This is a genomic window from Winogradskyella sp. SYSU M77433 (assembly GCF_029911945.1).
GTDB lineage: Bacteria > Bacteroidota > Bacteroidia > Flavobacteriales > Flavobacteriaceae > Winogradskyella.
Map to the genome: position 1 here is coordinate 423,263 of NZ_JARYTG010000003.1, position 21,428 is coordinate 444,690.

Annotated in this window: 18 protein-coding genes; 6 read left to right on the forward strand and 12 right to left on the reverse strand. The window is 32.8% G+C overall.

All coding sequences use genetic code 11. From position 1 onward, the window contains the following. Nucleotides 1-42 precede the first annotated feature (42 nt). Together QGM60_RS07945 and lon are read right to left on the reverse strand one after the other, a co-directional pair. The gene (locus QGM60_RS07945) at nucleotides 43-819 is read right to left on the reverse strand and encodes a LysM peptidoglycan-binding domain-containing protein (RefSeq protein WP_281139706.1); all 777 of its coding nucleotides are present in this window, start codon (nucleotides 817-819) and stop codon (nucleotides 43-45) included. Continuing rightward, nucleotides 803-3,256 carry an endopeptidase La gene (gene lon / locus QGM60_RS07950; RefSeq protein WP_281139707.1) on the reverse strand — a complete coding sequence of 818 codons (2,454 nt, stop codon included), beginning with the start codon at nucleotides 3,254-3,256 and terminating at the stop codon, nucleotides 803-805. The genes QGM60_RS07945 and lon overlap by 17 nt, the downstream gene beginning before the upstream one ends. A gap of 228 nt (nucleotides 3,257-3,484) precedes the next feature. Here lon and QGM60_RS07955 point away from each other — a divergent pair, with 228 nt between their 5' ends. From QGM60_RS07955 to QGM60_RS07970, 4 genes are all read left to right on the forward strand, one after another. Beyond that, nucleotides 3,485-4,036: an RNA polymerase sigma factor gene (locus tag QGM60_RS07955; RefSeq protein ID WP_281139708.1), complete on the forward strand. Its 552-nt coding sequence runs from the start codon at nucleotides 3,485-3,487 to the stop codon at nucleotides 4,034-4,036. A gap of 11 nt (nucleotides 4,037-4,047) precedes the next feature. Continuing rightward, nucleotides 4,048-4,608, forward strand: a complete 561-nt coding sequence (locus QGM60_RS07960; RefSeq protein ID WP_281139709.1) for a hypothetical protein — start codon at nucleotides 4,048-4,050, stop codon at nucleotides 4,606-4,608. Further along, nucleotides 4,586-5,671, forward strand: coding sequence for a hypothetical protein (locus QGM60_RS07965; RefSeq protein ID WP_281139710.1), 1,086 nt, complete (start codon nucleotides 4,586-4,588; stop codon nucleotides 5,669-5,671). The genes QGM60_RS07960 and QGM60_RS07965 overlap by 23 nt, the downstream gene beginning before the upstream one ends. A gap of 67 nt (nucleotides 5,672-5,738) precedes the next feature. Next, nucleotides 5,739-6,464, forward strand: coding sequence for a head GIN domain-containing protein (locus tag QGM60_RS07970; RefSeq protein WP_281139711.1), 726 nt, complete (start codon nucleotides 5,739-5,741; stop codon nucleotides 6,462-6,464). 76 nt (nucleotides 6,465-6,540) lie between these two features. Here QGM60_RS07970 and QGM60_RS07975 read toward each other — a convergent pair whose 3' ends face one another. Both QGM60_RS07975 and QGM60_RS07980 read right to left on the reverse strand, forming a co-directional pair. After that, the gene (locus QGM60_RS07975; RefSeq protein ID WP_281139712.1) at nucleotides 6,541-7,557 is read right to left on the reverse strand and encodes a hypothetical protein; all 1,017 of its coding nucleotides are present in this window, start codon (nucleotides 7,555-7,557) and stop codon (nucleotides 6,541-6,543) included. 91 nt (nucleotides 7,558-7,648) lie between these two features. Further along, the gene (locus tag QGM60_RS07980; protein ID WP_281139713.1) at nucleotides 7,649-9,175 is read right to left on the reverse strand and encodes a polyamine aminopropyltransferase; all 1,527 of its coding nucleotides are present in this window, start codon (nucleotides 9,173-9,175) and stop codon (nucleotides 7,649-7,651) included. Nucleotides 9,176-9,215: 40 nt separating this feature from the next. Here QGM60_RS07980 and QGM60_RS07985 point away from each other — a divergent pair, with 40 nt between their 5' ends. Together QGM60_RS07985 and QGM60_RS07990 are read left to right on the forward strand one after the other, a co-directional pair. Further along, complete coding sequence (locus tag QGM60_RS07985) at nucleotides 9,216-9,776, forward strand: hypothetical protein (protein ID WP_281139714.1); 561 nt, start codon at nucleotides 9,216-9,218, stop codon at nucleotides 9,774-9,776. Then, a complete protein-coding gene (locus QGM60_RS07990; protein WP_281139715.1) occupies nucleotides 9,739-10,920 on the forward strand; it encodes a glutathionylspermidine synthase family protein in 1,182 nt (393 codons plus the stop codon). Before QGM60_RS07985 ends, QGM60_RS07990 begins: the two co-directional genes overlap by 38 nt. Here the strand turns inward: QGM60_RS07990 and speD are convergent. The 8 genes from speD to QGM60_RS08030 form a co-directional block, all read right to left on the reverse strand. Further along, a complete protein-coding gene (gene speD, locus QGM60_RS07995; protein ID WP_281139716.1) occupies nucleotides 10,913-11,287 on the reverse strand; it encodes an adenosylmethionine decarboxylase in 375 nt (124 codons plus the stop codon). The two genes, QGM60_RS07990 and speD, sit on opposite strands and share 8 nt — an antisense overlap. Before the next feature lie 18 nt (nucleotides 11,288-11,305). Continuing rightward, nucleotides 11,306-11,860, reverse strand: coding sequence for a hypothetical protein (locus tag QGM60_RS08000; RefSeq protein WP_281139717.1), 555 nt, complete (start codon nucleotides 11,858-11,860; stop codon nucleotides 11,306-11,308). Nucleotides 11,861-11,929: 69 nt separating this feature from the next. Then, the gene (locus QGM60_RS08005; RefSeq protein ID WP_281139718.1) at nucleotides 11,930-13,225 is read right to left on the reverse strand and encodes an MFS transporter; all 1,296 of its coding nucleotides are present in this window, start codon (nucleotides 13,223-13,225) and stop codon (nucleotides 11,930-11,932) included. A gap of 70 nt (nucleotides 13,226-13,295) precedes the next feature. Further along, nucleotides 13,296-14,123 carry a M48 family metallopeptidase gene (locus QGM60_RS08010; RefSeq protein WP_281139719.1) on the reverse strand — a complete coding sequence of 276 codons (828 nt, stop codon included), beginning with the start codon at nucleotides 14,121-14,123 and terminating at the stop codon, nucleotides 13,296-13,298. Nucleotides 14,124-14,201: 78 nt separating this feature from the next. Next, nucleotides 14,202-16,619 (reverse strand): glycoside hydrolase family 31 protein, encoded by a 2,418-nt coding sequence (locus QGM60_RS08015; RefSeq protein WP_281139720.1) that lies wholly within the window; start codon nucleotides 16,617-16,619, stop codon nucleotides 14,202-14,204. A 160-nt stretch (nucleotides 16,620-16,779) separates the two neighbouring features. Further along, entirely contained in the window at nucleotides 16,780-18,690 is a 1,911-nt protein-coding gene (glgB, locus tag QGM60_RS08020; protein WP_281139721.1) for a 1,4-alpha-glucan branching protein GlgB, read from the reverse strand. A 3-nt stretch (nucleotides 18,691-18,693) separates the two neighbouring features. Continuing rightward, nucleotides 18,694-19,959 carry a glucose-1-phosphate adenylyltransferase gene (locus tag QGM60_RS08025; RefSeq protein WP_281139722.1) on the reverse strand — a complete coding sequence of 422 codons (1,266 nt, stop codon included), beginning with the start codon at nucleotides 19,957-19,959 and terminating at the stop codon, nucleotides 18,694-18,696. Nucleotides 19,960-19,967: 8 nt separating this feature from the next. Further along, a complete protein-coding gene (locus QGM60_RS08030) occupies nucleotides 19,968-21,374 on the reverse strand; it encodes a glycogen/starch synthase (protein WP_281139723.1) in 1,407 nt (468 codons plus the stop codon). Nucleotides 21,375-21,428 lie beyond the last annotated feature (54 nt).

Consider the following 21,428-nt stretch of genomic DNA (forward strand, 5'->3'; position numbering starts at 1 on the left):
CTATCTTAAAACGGTGATATGATTTTTTTATTTTTTTAAAGGCTATTCTTTACTCCTTAATTGAAGTTTTTGACCTACTTTAATAAGGTTACTCGATAGTCTATTTAATTCTTTTAGAGCCTCTACAGTAACTCCATTTTTATTGGCTATGCTATATAAAGTATCACCTTTAGCGACTGTATAATGGTATAATTTCTCACTATTGGAGTCATCAAAATTTCTAACCTTAAGTTTTTGTCCAACTTTTATAAGATTAGAACTTAAATTATTTTGCTGTTTTAACTCTTCTAAGCTTAAATTATAACGTTTAGCCAAACTATATAAGGTTTCTCCTTTAACAACCACATGATAATTAGAAGCTGTCTCCTTTGAATCAGCATCTAAATTAGAACTATTTTTATCTACCAAATCAAAGTTTTTAACCAAAAGCTTTTGACCTTCGTCCACCAAAGTAGTTTGTAAATTATTGGCTTGCTTTAATTCTGCAAGGGTAACATTATATTTTCTGGAGACATCAAGTAATGTTTCGTCTGGCTTTACAATATGATATATAGGAATATTATCTTGACTTTTTACAGAAGACGTAATTACTGTATTGTCTGTAACTAAAATTGGATCAGGCGATGTATTATCCTTATTCTCTTCAGCTTTAGTAGCTTCAGATTTCATCAGAGTAATTTCACCAGTAACAATATTCAGCTTAGCTGGTTTGCCATCTAGGATTACATCTCTATATTTTCCATCAGCTTGCCCGAAAGCAAAATGATTTAACGTTAATAGAAATAGTAATCCTAGTATGGTTTTACAGCTTTTTAGCATCTTTTACTTTTTGATTTGTAATGGCTATATCTAGCACATCACTCATATCTTTAACATAATGAAATTTTAAACCTTTAAGATATTCTGGTTTAATTTCATCAATATCTCTTTTGTTATCTTCACAAAGTAATATTTCTTTTATTCTAGCACGCTTCGCAGCTAAAATCTTTTCTTTTATACCACCAACTGGCAATACTTTACCACGTAGCGTAATCTCACCCGTCATAGCAATACTCTTTTTCACTTTACGTTGTGTGAATAAAGATACTAAAGATGTTAGCATAGTTACACCTGCACTTGGGCCGTCCTTTGGTGTTGCACCTTCTGGAACGTGAATATGCACGTTATACTTATCAAAGACTTCAGGATTAATTTCAAACTTATCTGCGTTTGCCTTAATATACTCCATAGCAATTGTTGCAGACTCTCGCATTACTTTTCCTAAGTTACCGGTAATACTAAGATTGCCTTTTCCTTTTGACAAAATAGATTCAATAAACAGAATATCACCTCCTACTCTAGTCCATGCTAAACCTGTTACAACACCAGCTACGTTATTGTTTTCGTATTTATCGCGTTCTAATCTTGGGCTTCCTAAAATTTCAACAACATCTTCATTGGTTACTTTAATATTGTACTCCTCTTCCATCGCTATGTTCTTAGCTGCATAACGCACCATTTTTGCGATTTGCTTCTCTAAACCTCTAACACCAGATTCGCGTGTATAACCTTCAACAATTTTTTCTAATTGTGGTTTACCTATCTTTAAAGCTTTTTCATCCAAACCATGCTCTGTTAACTGTTTTGGTAGCAAATGGCGTTTAGCGATTTCAACCTTCTCCTCAATTGTATAACCTGTTACATTGATGATTTCCATACGATCTCTCAATGCTGGCTGAATTGTATTGAGACTATTAGAAGTCGCTATAAACATCACCTTAGAAAGGTCGTAACCCATCTCTAGGAAGTTGTCATAGAACTCATTATTTTGCTCTGGATCTAGCACCTCTAACATCGCTGATGAAGGGTCTCCTTGGTGACCTGCTGATAACTTGTCTATTTCATCCAAAACAAAAACCGGATTAGATGTACCAACTTTTTTCAAACTTTGAATGATCCTACCTGGCATAGCACCAATGTAGGTTTTTCTGTGTCCTCGGATTTCGGCTTCATCACGTAAACCACCAAGTGAGATTCTTACATATTCTCTTCCCAAAGCTTCAGCTATAGACTTTCCTAATGAGGTTTTACCAACACCTGGAGGTCCGTATAAACAAAGGATTGGCGACTTCATATCATTACGAAGTTTTAAAACAGCCAAATATTCAATAATGCGTTTTTTTACATCATCTAAACCAAAATGATCACGATCTAGAATTTTCTTAGCACGTTTTAGGTCGAATTTATCTTCACTAAATTCATTCCATGGTAGATCTAAAAACAAATCCAAATAGTTTCTCTGAATAGAATATTCAGCAACTTGAGGATTCATACGTTGCATTTTGGCCAATTCCTTTTCAAAATGGGTTTTTACCTTTTCATCCCAATTCTTTTCTTTGGCACGCGCTTTCATATCTTCAATTTCTTCACCAGAAGAAACACCACCTCCTAATTCTTCTTGGATAGTTTTCATCTGTTGATGTAAGAAATACTCACGCTGTTGTTGGTTCATATCACTTTGAACCTTATTTTGAATATCATTTTTAAGCTCTAGCTTTTGATATTCGATATTCATGTATTTTAAAGTCTGAAGTGCACGATCCTTAAGATCATTAATTTTTAATAATTCTTGCTTTTCTTCAACTTTTAAATTCATGTTTGAAGACACAAAATTTACCAAGAATGAGTTACTCTCAATATTCTTAATCGCGAAAGAAGCTTCTGTCGGAATGTTTGGACTTTCCTTAATAATATCTAAAGATAGATCCTTAATAGAATCTATGATTGCTTTAAACTCTTCATTATCCGCAGCTGGTTTAGCCTCTGGAATATCTGATATTGTTGCCGTTAGGTAAGGCTTTTGAGAAATTATATCATTGATTTGAAAACGCTTTTTACCTTGAATAATCACTGTAGTATTGCCATCAGGCATTTTTAATACTTTCAGAATTCTAGCAACCGTACCCGTTTTGTAGATATCTTTTTCTGTCGGATTTTCAACATATTCATCTTTCTGCGCTACCACACCAATTACTTTACCTCCATTATTAGCATCATTTATCAACTTAATAGATGCGTCTCTACCAGCAGTAATAGGAATAACAACACCTGGAAACAATACTGTGTTTCTTAAAGGTAAAATTGGTAAAGATTCGGGTAAAACTTCATTATTTATTTGTTCCTCATCCTCAGGCGTCATTAGAGGAATTAACTCTGAATTCTCGTCAAAATCCTGTAATGACAAACTGTCAAGGTTCATAAAATTTGATTTCTTCATAATATTTTTAAGCCATTATGTCACTCATATGAGCACATTAGCGTTTGTTTAAATGTATTAATATTTAACTTTATATTGAATATCAACAACTTATAAGATATTCAAAGTTATTCACACTAGTATATTTTCAATTGTTATGCCATTACCTTTATAACCACTAAAACTTTTTTCTCTAAAAGTGTAACAGTTTATGAAACGCTTCATCTTTATACCAAAGCAATTGTTTTTTTGACATCAACCAATCAAGATATCGAACAGTTAGTTTTGCTTTGTGGCTCTGGGAACCAACGTGCGCAGTTGGAAATATACAACAGGTACAACAAAGCAATGTATAACACAGCCCTAAGGATTGTAAAAGATTCCTTTAAGGCTGAAGACATAATGCAAGAGTCTTTTTTAACCGCGTTTACAAAGTTAAAAACGTTAGAGGACACTAAATTATTTGGTGCATGGTTAAAGCGCATTGTTGTAAACAACAGTATAGCTCATTACAACAAAACCGTAAAGCAAAATGAAGTACCTCTAGAACATGTAATGTACAAAGTTGAAAATGACAACGGTATTGAAGAACAAAGTCATAACTCTGAAAAAGTGAAGCAAATACTTAAGGCTATGAAAAGTTTAAAAACCAACTATAGCTTAGGTTTAACACTACATCTTATAGAAGGTTATGATTATGAGGAAATCTGTGAAATTATGGATATTTCTTATGCTAATTGCAGAACAATGATCTCTAGAGCTAAAGAAAGTTTAAGAAAGAAATTAGAGCTAACAGTCTAAATTATTGATGTATGAAAAAAGATACTATAGACAATTTATTTGAAGAACTTAAAGATGAATTTGATATCAACGTACCTAAAAGTGGGCATGAAAACCGATTTTTAGAAAAATTGAATGCTGATAAAGCTGTTATCAATGATATCGAAAAATCGAGATTTAACTGGAAGCCTTTATTAGCTGTTGCGGCTTCATTAGTCATTTGTTTTAGTGTTTTTATTACAGCTCAAAACCAACCTAAAACTTTGGATTTAGCAAGTGTTTCACCTGAAATGTCCGAGACTCAAGATTTCTTTACTGTTACAATTGAAGACGAACTAAAAAAACTCAACAAAGAGCGTTCACCGTTAACGGAAGCTATCATCAATGATGCTTTAGAACAGATTCAATTATTAGAAAATGAATACCAAAAATTAAAAACAGATTTAACCGAAAGTGGAAAAGATCAGCGTGTTATTTATGCTATGATTTCAAACTTTCAAACCAGGATAGATATTTTAAATACTGTCTTGGAACAAATAGAAGATGTTAAAAATCTAAAAATCAACACCGATGAAACTAAAAATACAATTTAGATTAGGGCTTTTGCTCTTATTGATGCCTACTTTGCTAATTGCAAATAATGACATCACACTTAAAACAACCAAGGAAAAAAATATTAAAAAATCATTTAACACCTCCTCTAACGGAACTGTAAAAATTAATAATAGCTATGGCAATTTAGATATTGTTACCTGGAACGAAAACCGCGTAGAATTTGACATTACAATAAAAGTAACTGGTGGAAATTCAGATAAAGTTAATGACAAACTTGAAGACATCGATGTAGCGTTTTCTAATGAAGGTAATATAGTTTCTGCAGTAACAAAATTCAGTAAAAGCAAAAAATCTTGGTGGAGTTGGGGAAACAATAACAATCTTAAAATTGAAGTTAACTACCGCGTAAAAATGCCAATCACCAATAGTGTTGACCTAAACAATGATTATGGATCTATTAATCTAGACCGACTTGAAGGTCTCGCTAAAATTAATTGTGATTATGGAAAAATCACCACAAAAGAACTGATGGCTGAAAATAACTACATAAAGTTTGATTACAGTAACAACTGCTATTTTGAATACATTAATAGTGGTAAAATAAATGCTGACTATAGTGGTTTTACAGTGGCAAAAACTAAAAACCTAGATATTAACGCAGATTATACAAAATCCATTATAGAAATTTCAGAAAATGTAAGATACAACTGTGATTATGGCTCTTTGAAAGTGGAAAACATTAACAACCTTGACGGTAATGGCGACTATCTATCTCTCCGTTTAGGAAATGTTTATAAAAGTGCCTCTATAAAGGCAAATTTTGGATCTATAAAAATTGACCGCATTGCTTCTAAAGCTAATAATTTGGATATTAACTCAGATTATACAGGTATAACAATCGGACATGATGCCAACTTTAATTTTGATTTTGACATCGATCTAGATTATGCTTCTTTAAGAGAATCTGACGGATTTAATTTCACTGTAAAAGATATTAACCATACAGGTAAAAAGTATAGAGGCTACTATAATTCAAAAGGATCTGGTAATTATGTAAGAATAAAATCAGAGTACGGAAGTGTAAGCTTTAAACAATTATAATCAATTCACCCTTACTAAAAGTTATGGTGAACAATCAAAACGAACAGTAACTAATCAATTAGAAAAAATGAAATTATTAAAATCAATCACGTTAGTTGTATTTCTATTTAGTGTTACAACATCTTGTGCACAATGGGGAAAATCTAAAAGAGTTAAAGGAGATGGAAACATTACTACAGAAAACCGATCTACTGGTGATTATGATGGCTTAAAATCATCTGGACCAATGAACTTTAAGTTGGTCGAAGGTAAAGAAGGAAATATTACCATTGAAGGTGACGCAAACCTTATTCAATATATTATTACCAAAGTTGAAGGAGGTAAACTTATTGTGAAAGTTGAGAATGGCATTAACCTTAGACCAACAAAGACTATTGTTGTAACAGTCCCTTACCAATCTATCAACTCAGTATCTTTAGCTGGGTCTGGAGACATTAAAAACTCAGGAACTATTAAAGCTAATCATTTTGATGTATCCTTGGCAGGCTCTGGAGATATTGATTTAAAAATTAGCAGTAATTCTGTTGAGAGTAGTATTGCTGGGTCTGGTGACATTGAATTAAATGGTTCTACAAAAGATTTGACAACAAAAATCACAGGATCTGGTGATTTTGATGGTAGTGACTTAGACAGCACTAATGTTACAGCAAAAATTACAGGCTCTGGTGGTGCAAATGTAGTTTGCAATGGAGAATTAAAAGTAAGAATTACAGGCTCTGGAGACCTGAGGTACTCAGGAAATCCAACAAACAGAGATACTAAAGTAACAGGCTCTGGAAGTGTACATAACTAGAGCTTAATCAACCATAAAAGAAACATAAAGGAGCAAGGCTACCCTTACTGTTTTATGTTTCTTTTATGGTTAAAAATTAATTAAAATATTCATCATCTAAGGAATAATTAAATGTCCCATCTATGCATTGAAAAGGCCCTGTTTCTTCGTTATTACTATTATCAACAATCCGATATTCAAATTCAAATGTTCCTGAAATAACTCTATCTTCTAAATCGAAATTGGTTATAGTTATTGTACCTGGATTGTCATAATCAGGGTAACCCAATGCGTTATTCACATAAAAGAAGTTGATATCAAAATGAGGAACTACTTCTTCTCCATCATTATCATACACTGGATCTGTTTGTAAAACATATGTTCCTTCTTCCCACGTATTTTCAGGAATATATAATTTGATTTCTTTAGTAGATGTAACGTCTGGTATTATTTCTTGATAAGTACTGTTTCCGTCAATAGATATATAATCATAGTCGTTGGCATAAGAAAAGGTAACTATACTAATGGCACTATTAAATATATTGTATCCATTCGGTTTCATATCATTGTATTGAACACCATCTAAATTTGCTGTCATTAAAGCAAATGAGCCAACAGATTCAGACACACAATTACCTAATGCATTTATTGCTGCTTGTAAACTCCCATCATCACCACACTCTGCTATCTGATTTTCTAAAGCTGTTTTATAAACTACACAAAGGTCTTCATAGTTTTCATCTGAGGCATTTTCAAAATTTATCTGAGCCAAATTCACTGCGTTCTCAGCTGCTTGGCAGTCTGTAAAATCATTTGGATCTATACAATCACCTAAAGCAGTTATGGATTGCTGTATGGAACCATCAGGGTCACCACAAGCTAAAATTTGATTCTCAAGAGCTTCTTTGTAAGCACTACAAAGCTCAGTGTAGTTTCCGCCTGAAGCCATATTGTTAATAAATGCTAATGCTGCATCTGCTGTATTTAAAGATGCTTCTTGACAGGACAAATCTGTTTCTTGATTATCTAAAAGATCTTGATCTATTGGTTCATCTTCACAAGTAAATGCAGTAAGCAATATAAAAAGAGTAAATAGTATGCTTATTTTTTTCATTGATACGATAGGTTAAATGTTTTATTATTTTTCTTCTTCGGCAATTTAGGAAAATAAAATTAAGATTTATAGTCCTGTAAACTTTCATCTATTATTTAGTACCAGCTTCAAAATCAACTTTCCACTTTTCCCAATCATCAAGAAAATAATTTAAAATTATAGGGTTATCCAAAGTATTCAGCTTTGTTTCTGCTATGGTAATATCCTTAGGAAAAATAAACGACTGTTCAACCTGGTTTGCATTAAGGTACTTTAAATCTTTGGGTAGAGAACTCACATCTATAACCTCATCATTGTCTTTGTACTTAGCAATAATAAATCCCCAATCTCCAAAAGACGGAATATAGGTGTGATAAGGTTCTACAATCTCAAAAACTGAACTAAGTGTATTTTTTATACAGCTAAAAACTGTATTACTAAAATATATTTCACCAGACTGCGTCACAAAAACTCCTTCTTTTTTTAGATTTCGTTTAGCCATTAAAAAAAACTGCTTACTATATAATCTCGCAATAGCTTGATTTGTTGGATCTGGTAAATCTGCGATTATAATATCATAAGGTTCCTCATTATTAAACAAAAATGTAAAGGCATCTTCTGTTATTAAATTTACTTTTTTGTTAGTCGCAGCATTATTATTTATAGTCTTTAAATAATTGTTTTCTTTTGCCAGATAAAACATAGTACTATCAATATCTACAACATCAATTCGCTCTACAGTTTCATGTTTTAAAACTTCTCTGCTTGCTAAATTTTCTCCTCCACCTAAAATTAAAACACGTTTAGCATTAGTATGCATACTTAGCGGAACATGCACCAAAGATTCATGATAACGATGCTCATCTGCTGACGAAAACTGTATTACTCGATTTAGATACAACCTTACATCATCATTGTTCTTTGTCATCACTATTTTTTGATAAGGTGTTTGCTCATTTAAAACTATGGGACGCTTATAAATTTTTTGATCCCAAACTTTTAATAATCTTCCTCCAAAAACAACTAAAACCAAAAGTGCAATAATTATTAAAAACCCGTAAATACTGTTTCTTTTTTTATGCTTTAGTACAGTATAATTTAAAGCAATGCCTAAAAGAATATTTACAATACCAAAAATTAAAGATGAATAATAGAGCCCTACAAAAGGCAGAATTATAAATGGAAAAATTAACGTTGCTATAAGTCCTCCTATATAATCTAAAGACAGTACATTAGATAGATTGTTTTTAATATTACTTTCTTCGAGGGCAAAGGTCAACAAAGGCACTTCCATTCCTGTTAATAGACCTATTACAAAAATTAATACCAAGCAACATATCTGCAGAATAGTTGGCGAGACATATACAAACAACATATATAATAACGGTACAGAAATACCTCCTATTAATCCTAAAGCATATTCTACATTAATAAAAAACTGCAATGGTTTGTCTTTGAAAAATTTTGACAGAAACGCACCAATACCCATTGAAAACAGGTAAACACCAATGATTATAGAAAATTGTCTAACACCATCACCTAAAAAATACGTTGCTGTAGTACTAATCAGTAATTCATAGATAATGGAACACAATCCTGCAATAAAAACTGCAAATGGAATTAAGGCTTTTTTATTCATTAAAATTTAACTATGTTTGAGGACAAATAACTGGTCAAAGATGAATAAAAAAATTATAACAGGTCTTTCTTTAACTAAAAAAATAACTTTAGCTACGGCAATTTCTGCTTCGGTAATCCTTCAGAGTTGTGGTGAGGCAGATGCAAGTCCAAGAATTAAGGACGCACAGCAAGAAACCATTTATGAATCTACAAAAGGTGTTATTACCGAAGTAGAAGAAGTTGAACCAGGAAATGACTACAAAATTATAGACGAGCGTATTATTGATGAAAAAGATAAGTCTATTGCCATTGTTCATACACTTGAAGGTAATGTAGACACACTTTCATTAAGAAAAATGAAAGAAGACAATTCATCTTACACTCGCCATTCAGGATTAAGAAGTATCCTTTATTACTCATTAGCAGCCTCTTATTTTAATAGAAGACTCAGTAATGTAACGCCAAACCAAAGTAACTATAAAAACGCTTCGGCTTACAACAAGTCTACAGGACTTAAAAACGATTTAAGAAGTACAGCTACATCTCGTAGAGTTAGCGTACCAGGAACATCATCTAGAGGATATGGCAGTGGAAAATCGTTTAGGTCGTTTGGCGGATAGTCGATTTAAAGAAATTAAACGCCTCAAAAAAAAACATACACCACACAGATTACATTGGTTTTTAGAGGAAGATTATTTTTCTGAAGAGCTTCTAGGTATTTACCGTTCAGAAGTTGAGCAATTTCGTCGTGTTTCTGATGAAGCTTTTTATTTATTTCAGCGTGCGACGGATAAAATTATTTCAGAAAATAAGCTTAGTGAACTTGGTATTCCGCAATCATTTCATCAATGTATTATTCACAGTTGGAAAAATAAAAACAAACATCCGTTTCTTTATGGACGTTTTGATATTAATGGAGGCTTAAAATCTGATCGTAGTCGTATTATAGAATTTAATGCAGATACGTGTAGCACACTACCAGAAACGCTTTTATGGCAACCACTTCAACTTCAACAATTAAAAGGAACACCTCAAAGTTTTAATTCGCTTAAAGACGATATTACCGCTACACTTTCCACTCTAAAATCTTATCTAGGAAAAGATAAACCTGTATTTCTAGGGACTTCTTTTGGATACATTGAAGATGTTGAAAATGTAAACTGCATAATAGACATAGCATATCAATCTGGATACAAACCTTTTTATACAAATCTTGAAAATGTTATTTTTTCTGATGAAGGAGTTTTTCATCAGGTTGGTAATGAATATGAAGATGTAGATGTTTTATTTAAAATGATTCCTTGGGATTGGATTTTTAATGACGAACCTGAACTTGCCAAAACACTATCTGATTTAATTATAAACGAAAAAGTAGTAGTATTAAACCCACCTTATACAGCTGTTTGGCAGAATAAAAAGTTTTTGGCTTATATCACTAAAAACTTTCCTAATTCTGTTTTGGCAGAAACTTATATCACACAACAACCGTATTTAGGAGATTACGTAAAAAAACCTGCTTATGGTCGTTTGGGCGAAAATATTACAGTTGAAACGACATCTAAGGCAAGATTAGAATCACAGGGAGATTTTGGTAATCAGGATATGATCTATCAAAAATATTACCCTTTAGACTTAGATTTGGAAGCCTATTCTTACCAAATAGGCATGTTTTACACATCAAAAGCTTCTGCTATTAACTTAAGAGCTCAAGAATCATCTATTATAACCGATGATTGTGAGTTTATGTCTCATTATATTATATAAGATCTGGGGAAATAATTGAGATAGCTTCTCCCCTTTCAATTTGTTTGATAACAACATTATTAGATTCAAAAGACTGCATTAACAACTTCTGAATTTTATTGGCATCAAAAGCTCTACAAGAAAAAATATCTACAGCTGCAAACTGATGCTCTGGCCAAGTATGAATGCTTACATGACTTTCTTCTAATAAAATAAATCCGGTAGCACCAATAGGTTCAAATTGTTTAAAGGATTCGTTGACTTTAGACAGTTTTAATTCTTTTACAATATCGTTTAAAACCTGTTTGATTTCTGGCACGAAAGAAATACTGTCTGGATTACAATTGTAGACATCCCAAGTAATATGAGTTCCTAATGAGTTTTTCAAAATTCTGAATTCAGGTTATTATTCTTCGTCTTCAGAATAATTATCGTAAGCATTTTGCATTAAATCCATAAACTCTCTAGGATCATAAACTTTAACTAGAGTTGTGTAAGATTCGTCAGCATCTACCTCAACCATTCCTGGTAAGTCTTCTCTTGGTCCATAATCCCAAGTTACTTTATTAATAACATCTCTAACCACATCAAAATTTCCTTCCATCGGAATTCCTAAATATGTTATTTCCTTATTAGGTAATGTAGAAACATAACTGTCCTCATACATTGGAGGCCCATAATATTCATCAGTAACTAAATATTCTGATAATGAAGCGTTAATCATGTATACAGGCTCTGTAAAATTGTATTTGATTACACTATCATTTTCAAGTGTAAGCTTATGCTCACCTGGTCCCATTTCTACCCAAACTACTTCTTTTGGCGGTACACTAACTCTTAAGGTATCCACCATGATTTCAAGGTCAAATTTTGTAGGATTATCAATTGCTAAATCAACAGTTTGACTACATGATGATAATAACAATGCAGGTAGAGCTAATAATACAAGATATTTTTTCATTATAGGTTATTTAGTTCGTTGCAATATAATAATATTTGTCAACTATGTATTTAGTGATGAATTTAATTTTTACGATTCTTGTTTTGGTACTCTAAACAATAAAATAATACCTAATAAAAAGAATACAAATAAGAAGAGAATTGAGTTACGCATACTACCCGTAATTTGATCTATAAACCCATAAATAAGCATACCTATTACGATTCCTATTTTTTCTGCCACATCAAAAAAGCTGAAGTAAGATGTGGTATCTTCGGTTTCAGGTAGAAATTTAGAGTATGTTGAACGCGCCAAGGATTGAATGCCTCCCATAACCAAACCTACCAAAGATGCCGCTATATAAAACTGAATTGGTGTTTCCATAAAATAAGCATAAAAACACAAGCCCATCCATATAAAGTTAACAGCTATTAACGTAGGAATATTTCCAAATTTTGAGGATGCTCTCGAAGTTAAAAAAGCTCCTAATATGGCAACCAATTGTATAACTAAAATACTGACTATTAAACCTGTTGTTTTAGCTTCATCACTTCCCCAATCAATTTCTTCTTCACCAAAATAAACCGCTACTAACATTATAGTTTGTACCGCCATACTAAATACAAAAAATGCATTTAGGTAACGTTTCAACCTTAAGTTGCCTTTTAATTGCTTCCAAACCCCTTTTAGTTCTTTAAAACCATTTAACACAACATCTTTTGTCACTTTATGACCTGAAGAAACTCCTTTTGGTAAAATATAGAAAGTATATTGACTAAATCCAGCCCACCAAATTCCAACAGTTATAAAAGAATAGCGCATCATTTGCATCTTATCCGTACCATCCTCTTGACTCATCACCATTGCAAGGTTAACAATTAACAACAATACACTACCAATATATCCTAATGAAAATCCTTTGGCACTTATACTATCTTGCTGTTCTTCAAAAGCGATATCTGGTAAATATGAATTGTAGTATACTAAACTTCCCCAATACCCAATGAGTCCCATAAAATAGAACAATAAGCTTAGGTGAATTCTATCCAAACTAAACCAATATAAGCCAATACAGCCAGCTGAACCTACATAGCAAAAGAATTTCATGAAATTTTTCTTATTACCAATATAATCGGCAATACCAGATAAAATTGGTGACATAACTGCAACCACCATAAAAGTAAAAGCTGTAACAAAAGTGATTAATGCTGTGCTTTTAAATTCATATCCGAAAGCCAAAATTTTCTTGACTTCTGACACAAATAATGCTGAATAAAATATTGGAAATATTGAAGACGCAATAGTTAAGGTATATACAGAATTTGCCCAATCGTAAAACGCCCAAGCATTTAAAAGTTTTTTGCTTCCTTTTTTAAGTTCGCTCATAAATTATAGTAATAAAAAAGCTGCTCTTTTTGAGCAGCTTCTAAAATAGGTAAATATTATTAACCTAATATTAATTTATCGGTCTAAATGATGTTACACCAAATTTCTTTGCTTCAGCTTTTGCCTTTGGAGCTAATGATTTTAAATTGGCAATTCTAGAGTCATTACTTGGGTGTGTACTTAAAAACTCTGGTGGAGCTTGACCTCCACTATTTGCTTTCATACGCTCCCATAATTGTGCAGCTTCATCAGGATTATAACCTGCAATAGCCATAAGGTAAATTCCTATTTCATCTGCTTCTGTTTCATGACTTCTACTAAATGGTAACATTCCAGCTACATTAGAAACCACACCAAAAGACTGATTGAAGATACCTAGTTTTTGTTCATCATTTGCTAAAGCTACATTACCTGCTACTGCCAGACCTTGTTGAATGTATGCCGCACTCATACGCTGTTGCCCATGATTTGCTAAGGCATGAGCTACCTCATGTCCCATAATAGCAGCAACACCTGTTTCATTTTTTGCAATTGGCAAAATACCAGTATAAAAAGCTATTTTACCTCCAGGCATACACCAAGCATTAACTTGCTCTGATTGAATAAGATTATATTCCCATTTATATTCGTCTAAATAACCTTGAAATCCATTTGCATCTAAATATCTTTCAGCCGCAGTTGCAATACGTTGCCCTACTCTTTTTATCATTTCCGCATCGTTTATACCTGTAATAACCTTGCTTTCATTTAGAACTTGATTATATTGAGCGAAAGAGGAAGGAAAAAGTTGATCATTAGATACAAAAGCCATTGTTTTCTTTCCTGTAAATGGATTTGTTGCACAAGACAATACTATAAACAAGATAGCAAAGCTGAATATGGTTTTATTTATTTTCATTTCTGATGGTTTTTAAGTTTAATACTAAAATACAAAATCGTTTTATATTTATTTGAAACGAAAATAGTCAATAAGTCACTAAGCATTTAGCTGTTTTCCTTTAATATGTAACTCAGAAAAATTCTTATCTACTCTAATAGAGTCTATTCCATTGATTTTTATTGTATCATAATCAATAGTTTTATTGTCTATTTGTACTTCAAGAATTTCAAAAGGTAACCCGTGGAATTGAATTTTAAAGGTTTTATACTCTGTTATATATTTACCTTCTTTGTATTGATTTATAATCAATTCATCAGATCTACCTGTAAGGCTGAAGTTTCTAAGACTATATCTTCCTTTAGTATAATCGAAACCATCGTTAGCATCGCTAAAGAACTCACTTTCCTCTTTACCTTTTTTATAGTATACATCTAAAGTAATTTCTTCAATTTCCTTTTCACCAACATATTGTTGTACTGGAAATTTAGGAATTATAGCACCTTCTTTAACATAGATTGGCATACTATCTATATCTGCATCAACCCAAGTTTCTTTACCACCTTTTACAATCTCATCATTCCAGAAATTGTACCATTTTCCTCTAGGAATATACATACGTCTTCCTTTGGCATTTGGCTCTAAAACAGGACATACTAAAATCTGTTCGCCAAAAATAAATTCATCAGTTCTATAATGCGTCTGAACATCTTCTTGATCATACAACACTAAAGATTTTAATAATGGAGTTCCTAGGTCTGTATATTTCCAAAATGCTGTGTATAAATACGGTAACAACTGGTATCTAATCTCAATAAACTTTCTAACGATATCTGTAACATCTTCATCAAAAGTCCAAGGTTCTTGATCTCCATGGTCTCCTGAAGAATGTACTCTAAAGAAAGGATGGAAAACTCCTAACTGTACCCAACGCGTAAACAATTCACTATGTGGCTGCTCTGCAAAACCACCAATATCGCTTCCTGCAAAAGAAAAGCCAGACATAGCCATACGCTGCACTTGTAAGTTTGCAATCCATAAATGCTCCCAAGTTGCCACATTATCTCCTGTCCAAGTTGATGTGTAACGTTGCGTCCCTGAATATGCTGAGCGTGTAATAACAAAAGGACGTTTTGGATGAGAATATTTCTTTAAACCTTGATACGTAGCCCTAGCCATTTGCATACCGTAAATGTTATGCGCTTTTCTATGACTGCAAGGGTTACCATCATAATCGTGACGAACATCGTCAGGGAATGTTTTATTAGGAACTTCCATAACTGCAGGTTCGTTCATATCATTCCAAACTCCTTTAATTCCTATGTCTTCAATTAATTCTTGGAATAAACCAGACCACCAATCTCTAACTTCAGGATTTGTAAAATCTGGGAAGTAACATTCTCCTGGCCAAACTTTACCTTTCATGTAATCACCATCGGCACGCTTACAGAAATAATCATTTTCTAAAGCTTCATTAAACACCCAATAATCTTTATCTATTTTGATTCCTGGATCTATGATTGCTACGGTTTTAAAACCGTCTTCTGCCAATTCCTTAACCATACGTTTTGGATCTGGAAAATAATCTTTATTCCATGTAAAGCAACGGAAACCATCCATGTAATCTATATCTAAATAGATAGCGTCACAAGGAATTTGTAATTTTCTAAATGTAGATGTAATTTCTTTAACCTTACTTTCTGGGTAGTAGCTCCATTTACACTGATGAAAACCTAAAGCCCAAAGTGGCGGCAAATGATGTGGTTTCCCTGTTAAATCTGTGTAACTCTCTACTACATCTCCCATTTTTGGCCCGTAGAAGAAATAATAATTCATCTCACCTCCTTGTGCCCAAAAACTTGTTACATTTCTTCGCTCGTATGAAAAGTCGAATGAAGATTGAAATGTATTATCAAAGAAAATACCATAAGCCTTTCCATGATGAAGTCCTGTGTAGAAAGGAATAGTTTTGTAAATAGGGTCTGTATCCTTACCATAAGCATAAGAATCTGTCACCCAATTTGTGTATCGTTTTCCTTTGAGATTTAAATGGTTTGGCTTATCTCCCAACCCATAATAACTCTCTCCATCGTTAGAGATTTTACTCATTTTTACGATGTTACCACCAAACTCGTAACTCTCTTCCCAATGAAAACCATTCTCATCTTGGTTGATGAGTGTACCATCAACAGCATCGTATATTGAGATTTTGAGAGTTTCTTTAGAAATTTCGCAACGAAGCTTACTCGTTAAAACCTCATAACTACTTTCCTTCTCTTCAATCTCTAGCTTATTATAACCTATACTTGCGTATTTAGTTATAGCATACGAAAAGTCGTTATTAAAATTTCCTACTGTAGTATATCTAAATCTTAAAACACTATCTCTTACAACTGTTAGTTCTAAAATGACATCATTATCTGTAGAAAAGTAAAGCTTATCTACATCTTTTTTGAAGTCTATTATTTTGGAAGGAAATAAATTTCCTTTATGCTCTAATTCTGTATTTACAATCATATAATCGCATTTTGTAAAAATGTCTGTAAAAAAACGGAAAAAATAGAATTATTAAAAGAGTTTAAACCTCTATTTATAAGGATTTAGCAACTATAACGTTTTAGACATTAGTTTTTATTAAAAAAACAATTTTATCTATAAATTTGGTTGAATTAATAAATTAACTAGAGTACTTAAACGCCACCATTCCCAAAGGTGGAATATCTATTTCGATTGAGTGATCTCTAAAATGCCACGGTTTTTCCTTTGTGATTTTCACATTGTTTTTATACTCACCACTTCCATAGTACTTTTTTAAATCACTATTAAAGACTTCTTTTAATTTTCCCTTTACAGAAATTCCTATTTTATATTTTTCCTTAGGAACAGGAGTCATATTACAAGCTATAATTAGGTTGTCTTTGGGTTCATTTCCCTTTCTTATATAAACCAATACAGAATTTTCATGATCGTTATAATCTATCCACTCGAAGCCTTCGGAAGAAAACTGTTTTTCATAAAGTGCTGGTTCATTTTTGTATAACGCATTCAAGTCTTTCAAAAGTTCTTGTACGCCTTTATGTGGCTCATATTGTAACAAATGCCAATCAATACTTCCTTGAAAATCCCACTCATCGTATTGTCCGATTTCAGCTCCTTGAAATAATAGATTTGTTCCAGGGTGTGTAAACATATAACTGTAAAGCAATCTTAGGTTGGCAAATCGCTGCCATTCATCACCAGGCATTCTACCTAGTATAGATCGCTTTCCATAAACCACTTCATCATGACTTAATGGCAACATAAAGTTTTCCGTAAAAGCATAAGTCATTGAGAACGTTAAATCGTTTTGATGATATCTTCGGTAAATCGGTTCTTTAGAAAAGTACTGTAGAGTATCATGCATCCAACCCATCATCCATTTCATTCCAAAACCTAAACCACCTATAAATGTAGGCTTAGATACCATTGGAAATGCCGTGGATTCTTCAGCTATAGTTTGCACATCTGGAAACGACTCATAAACAGCTTCATTCATTTCCCTTAAAAACGACATAGCTTCTAGGTTTTCTCTACCACCAAACATATTTGGTTCCCACTCACCATCTTCCCTACTATAATCTAAAAAAAGCATTGAAGCTACTGCGTCTACCCTTAAACCATCAACATGAAATTGATCTAACCAAAAAATAGCATTGCTAATTAAAAAGGACTTTACTTCATTTCTGCCATAATTAAAGATTAAGCTTTTCCAATCTTTATGATAGCCTTTTCTAGGATCTGGATGTTCATATAACGCAGAACCGTCAAAAAAACCAAGTCCGTGAGCATCTTCTGGAAAATGAGAAGGTACCCAATCTAGTATAATTCCTATATCGTTTTGATGTAGTTTATCTACCAATAATTTAAACTCTTCTGGATAGCCGTAACGAGACGTTGGTGCAAAGTATCCTGTAATTTGATAACCCCAAGATGGATCATAAGGAAACTCCATGACAGGCATTAGCTCTACATGCGTAAATCCCATTTCCTTAACATAGGTAACAAGATCGTCTGCCATTTCAAAATAAGACAAATACCTATTTTCTTCAATCTGCTTTTTCCAAGATCCAAGATGAACTTCATATACCGAAAACGGAGCATCCAAAGCATTATGCTTTTTTCGTTTAGACATCCATTTTTTATCTTTCCATGTGTAGGGCTCGTCCCAAACTATTGAAGCCGTTCTAGGATTATGCTCTGCACGCCTGGCATAAGGATCGGCCTTTTCGGTTTTTATATCATTATGATTACTCTGTATCTTGTACTTATACTTAGTACCTTTACCAACTCCTGGAATAAAACCTTCCCAAATACCGCTCGAATCCCAACGTACATTAAGCTGATGCTCTCCTTCGGTCCAAAAGTTAAAATCACCAACTACAGAAACCATTTTTGCACTTGGAGCCCAAACCGAAAAATAGACTCCCTCAACACCATCTACGGTTGTAATGTGAGAACCAAATTTTTCATAAAGACGATAATGCTTTCCTGCTTTGAATAAATTAATATCAAACTCTGTAAAACGACTATAAACTAATACTTCAGCCATATATTAAAGTACAAATCCTTTAGGAATAACTGCACCTTTTCTTATAACCACAATACCATCCTTTATTACATAATTTTCTGTTTCTGCATCCTCTAGATGATTACCTCCATTAATCCTAACATCATCACCTATTCTTACATTTTTATCTATAATAGTGTTTTTAATGTAGCATCGCTCACCTATTCCCATTAAAATTTCGGTATGATTTTTATTGATGCTTTCTAAAGATTCATAATCATCACTACCCATCATGTAAGTATTGATTATAGTTGAATCCTTACCTATTCGAGATCGAATACCAATTACTGATTTTTCGATTTTTGCTGCGCTTACAATACAACCTTCTGCTATAACTGCTCTATCTAAAGTTGTACCAGATAATTTTGACGTTGGCAAAATTCTAGCATTAGTATAGACACGTTGTTTGGAATCAAATAGATTGAATTCTGGAATACTATCTGTCAATCCAAGGTTAGCTTCGAAGAAAGAATCTATATTTCCTATATCTGTCCAGTAACCCTCAAAAGGATAACTCATGGTTTTATACTTATCTATATTTTGGGGTATAATTTCCTTACCAAAATCTACCGTACTTTCATCATCCATTAACTGAATAAGTAGTTCTCTATTGAATATGTAAATCCCTGTAGACCCTAACCATTCTCTACCTTGACTTTTCATTTCATCACTAACATCAGATTTCCAATCTCCTAATAAATCTGAAGATGGTTTTTCTATAAATGATGTAATTCTGTTATCCTCATCTGTTTTTAAAATTCCAAAAGACGTAGCATCCTTAGCATTTACAGGATAGGTTGCCACTGAAATATCAGCTTTTGAGTTTATGTGAGCATCAATCATTTCGTTATAATCCATTTGATATAATTGATCACCCGAAAGAATTAAAGCATATTCAAACTCATGTTGCAAAAAGTGATGCATACTCTGTCTTACAGCATCTGCAGTTCCTTGAAACCACTTATCACTTTTTATGGTTTGTTCTGCTGCTAACACATCAACGAAAGCATGACTAAAAAAACTGAAATGATAGGTATTCTTTATATGTCTATTTAACGATGCGGAATTAAACTGAGTTAACACATACATACGTTTGATCTCTGAATTTATACAATTTGAAATTGGAATGTCTACCAACCTATACTTTCCTGCAATTGGTACTGCTGGCTTTGAACGCTTTTCGGTAAGCGGATACAATCTTGAACCCTGTCCTCCGCCTAGAATTATAGATAATACCTTATCATTAATCATAATGTTATTTATTTTATAGTTTTATAAAGTTCGATATAGGTTTTTGCTGAAGCTTCCCATGAATGATCTATATTCATAATCGTCTTCCTGTTTTTTCTAAAATCTGAGGGCTTTTCATTATAATAGTCTTTAGCTCTATTTATAGCTTCTACGACATCTTCAACAGAAACATGGTTATGGCAAAATCCAAAACCACCTTCTTTAATATCAGTAACCGTATCTTTTAAACCTCCGGTTGACCTTACAATTGGAACGGTTCCATAACGCAAAGCATACATTTGGTTTAATCCACATGGTTCTACGCGAGACGGCATCAATAAAAAATCTGCACCAGCATAAAGTATGTGAGATAATTTTTCGTTATAGCCTATGTAAGCATTATAGTTGCTAGGATATATAGTTTTTAGATTGTCTAACCCTTCTTCAATTTCTTTAAAACCAGATCCTAAAAGCAAAATGGATATTGCCCTCTCTTTTAAGGATTCATAAAAAACCTGAGGAAGTAACTCTGCTCCCTTTTCTCCTACCAATCTTCCAATAAACACAAATAGTGGTTTACTTTTATCTAAATTAAATTCTTTACAAATCCATTCTTTATTGGCTTTTTTGCCAGACTGAACTTTTGCTTTTGTGTAGTTTTCAATAAGAAAACTGTCAGTTTCGGTATTCCAAACTTCAGCATCAATACCATTTAAAACTCCCACACATTTTCCGCTTTCATACCTTAAAAGATTTTCAAGTCCATTAGCATTTTCTTTTAATTCCTCCATGTAATTAGGCGAAACTGTAGTGACACGCCAAGCACATTTTATAGCAGCTGCAAGTGAATTTATGATACCATTCCAATCTAAAAGTCCGATATTCTGAAGATTGAATTGCGGAATTTTATCTAAATTCTCATATCCAAACCAACCCTGATATTGCGCATTATGAATGGTTGTTATAACTGGTATTTTATTGAGCTTTTCATACTTAAAACTCTCTTGCGCCATAAATGGAATTAAACCCGTATGATGATCATGACAATGAATGTAATTTGGCTTAGTCTTTAAAGTCAAAAGCCAATCCATAACAGCAATTTGAAAAATTAAAAAACGATCTGTGTCATCAGATGAATACACATAGTCTTTATAAATATGCTGTTTTTCGTCTACAAAATATATATCAAAATCCTGTTTATCATCCTTTAATTTAAGTACATCAAAAGGATATTCTGAATTTCTAAGCGTTAAACTTGAAGTATAAATTACTTCGAATTGGTGCTCGCTTGTAAAGCTATTATTATAAAAAGGCATAATAACACTACTATTAGCACCTAATCGATTTTGATATTTTGGCAAAGCCCCAACTACATCTGCAAGCCCACCAACTTTAGCCACTGGGTAGCATTCTGCACTGACATGAATGATTCTCATTTAATAGTCTTAAGTATCGATTATAAATTTACTAAATATAAGGTTAAGTTAACA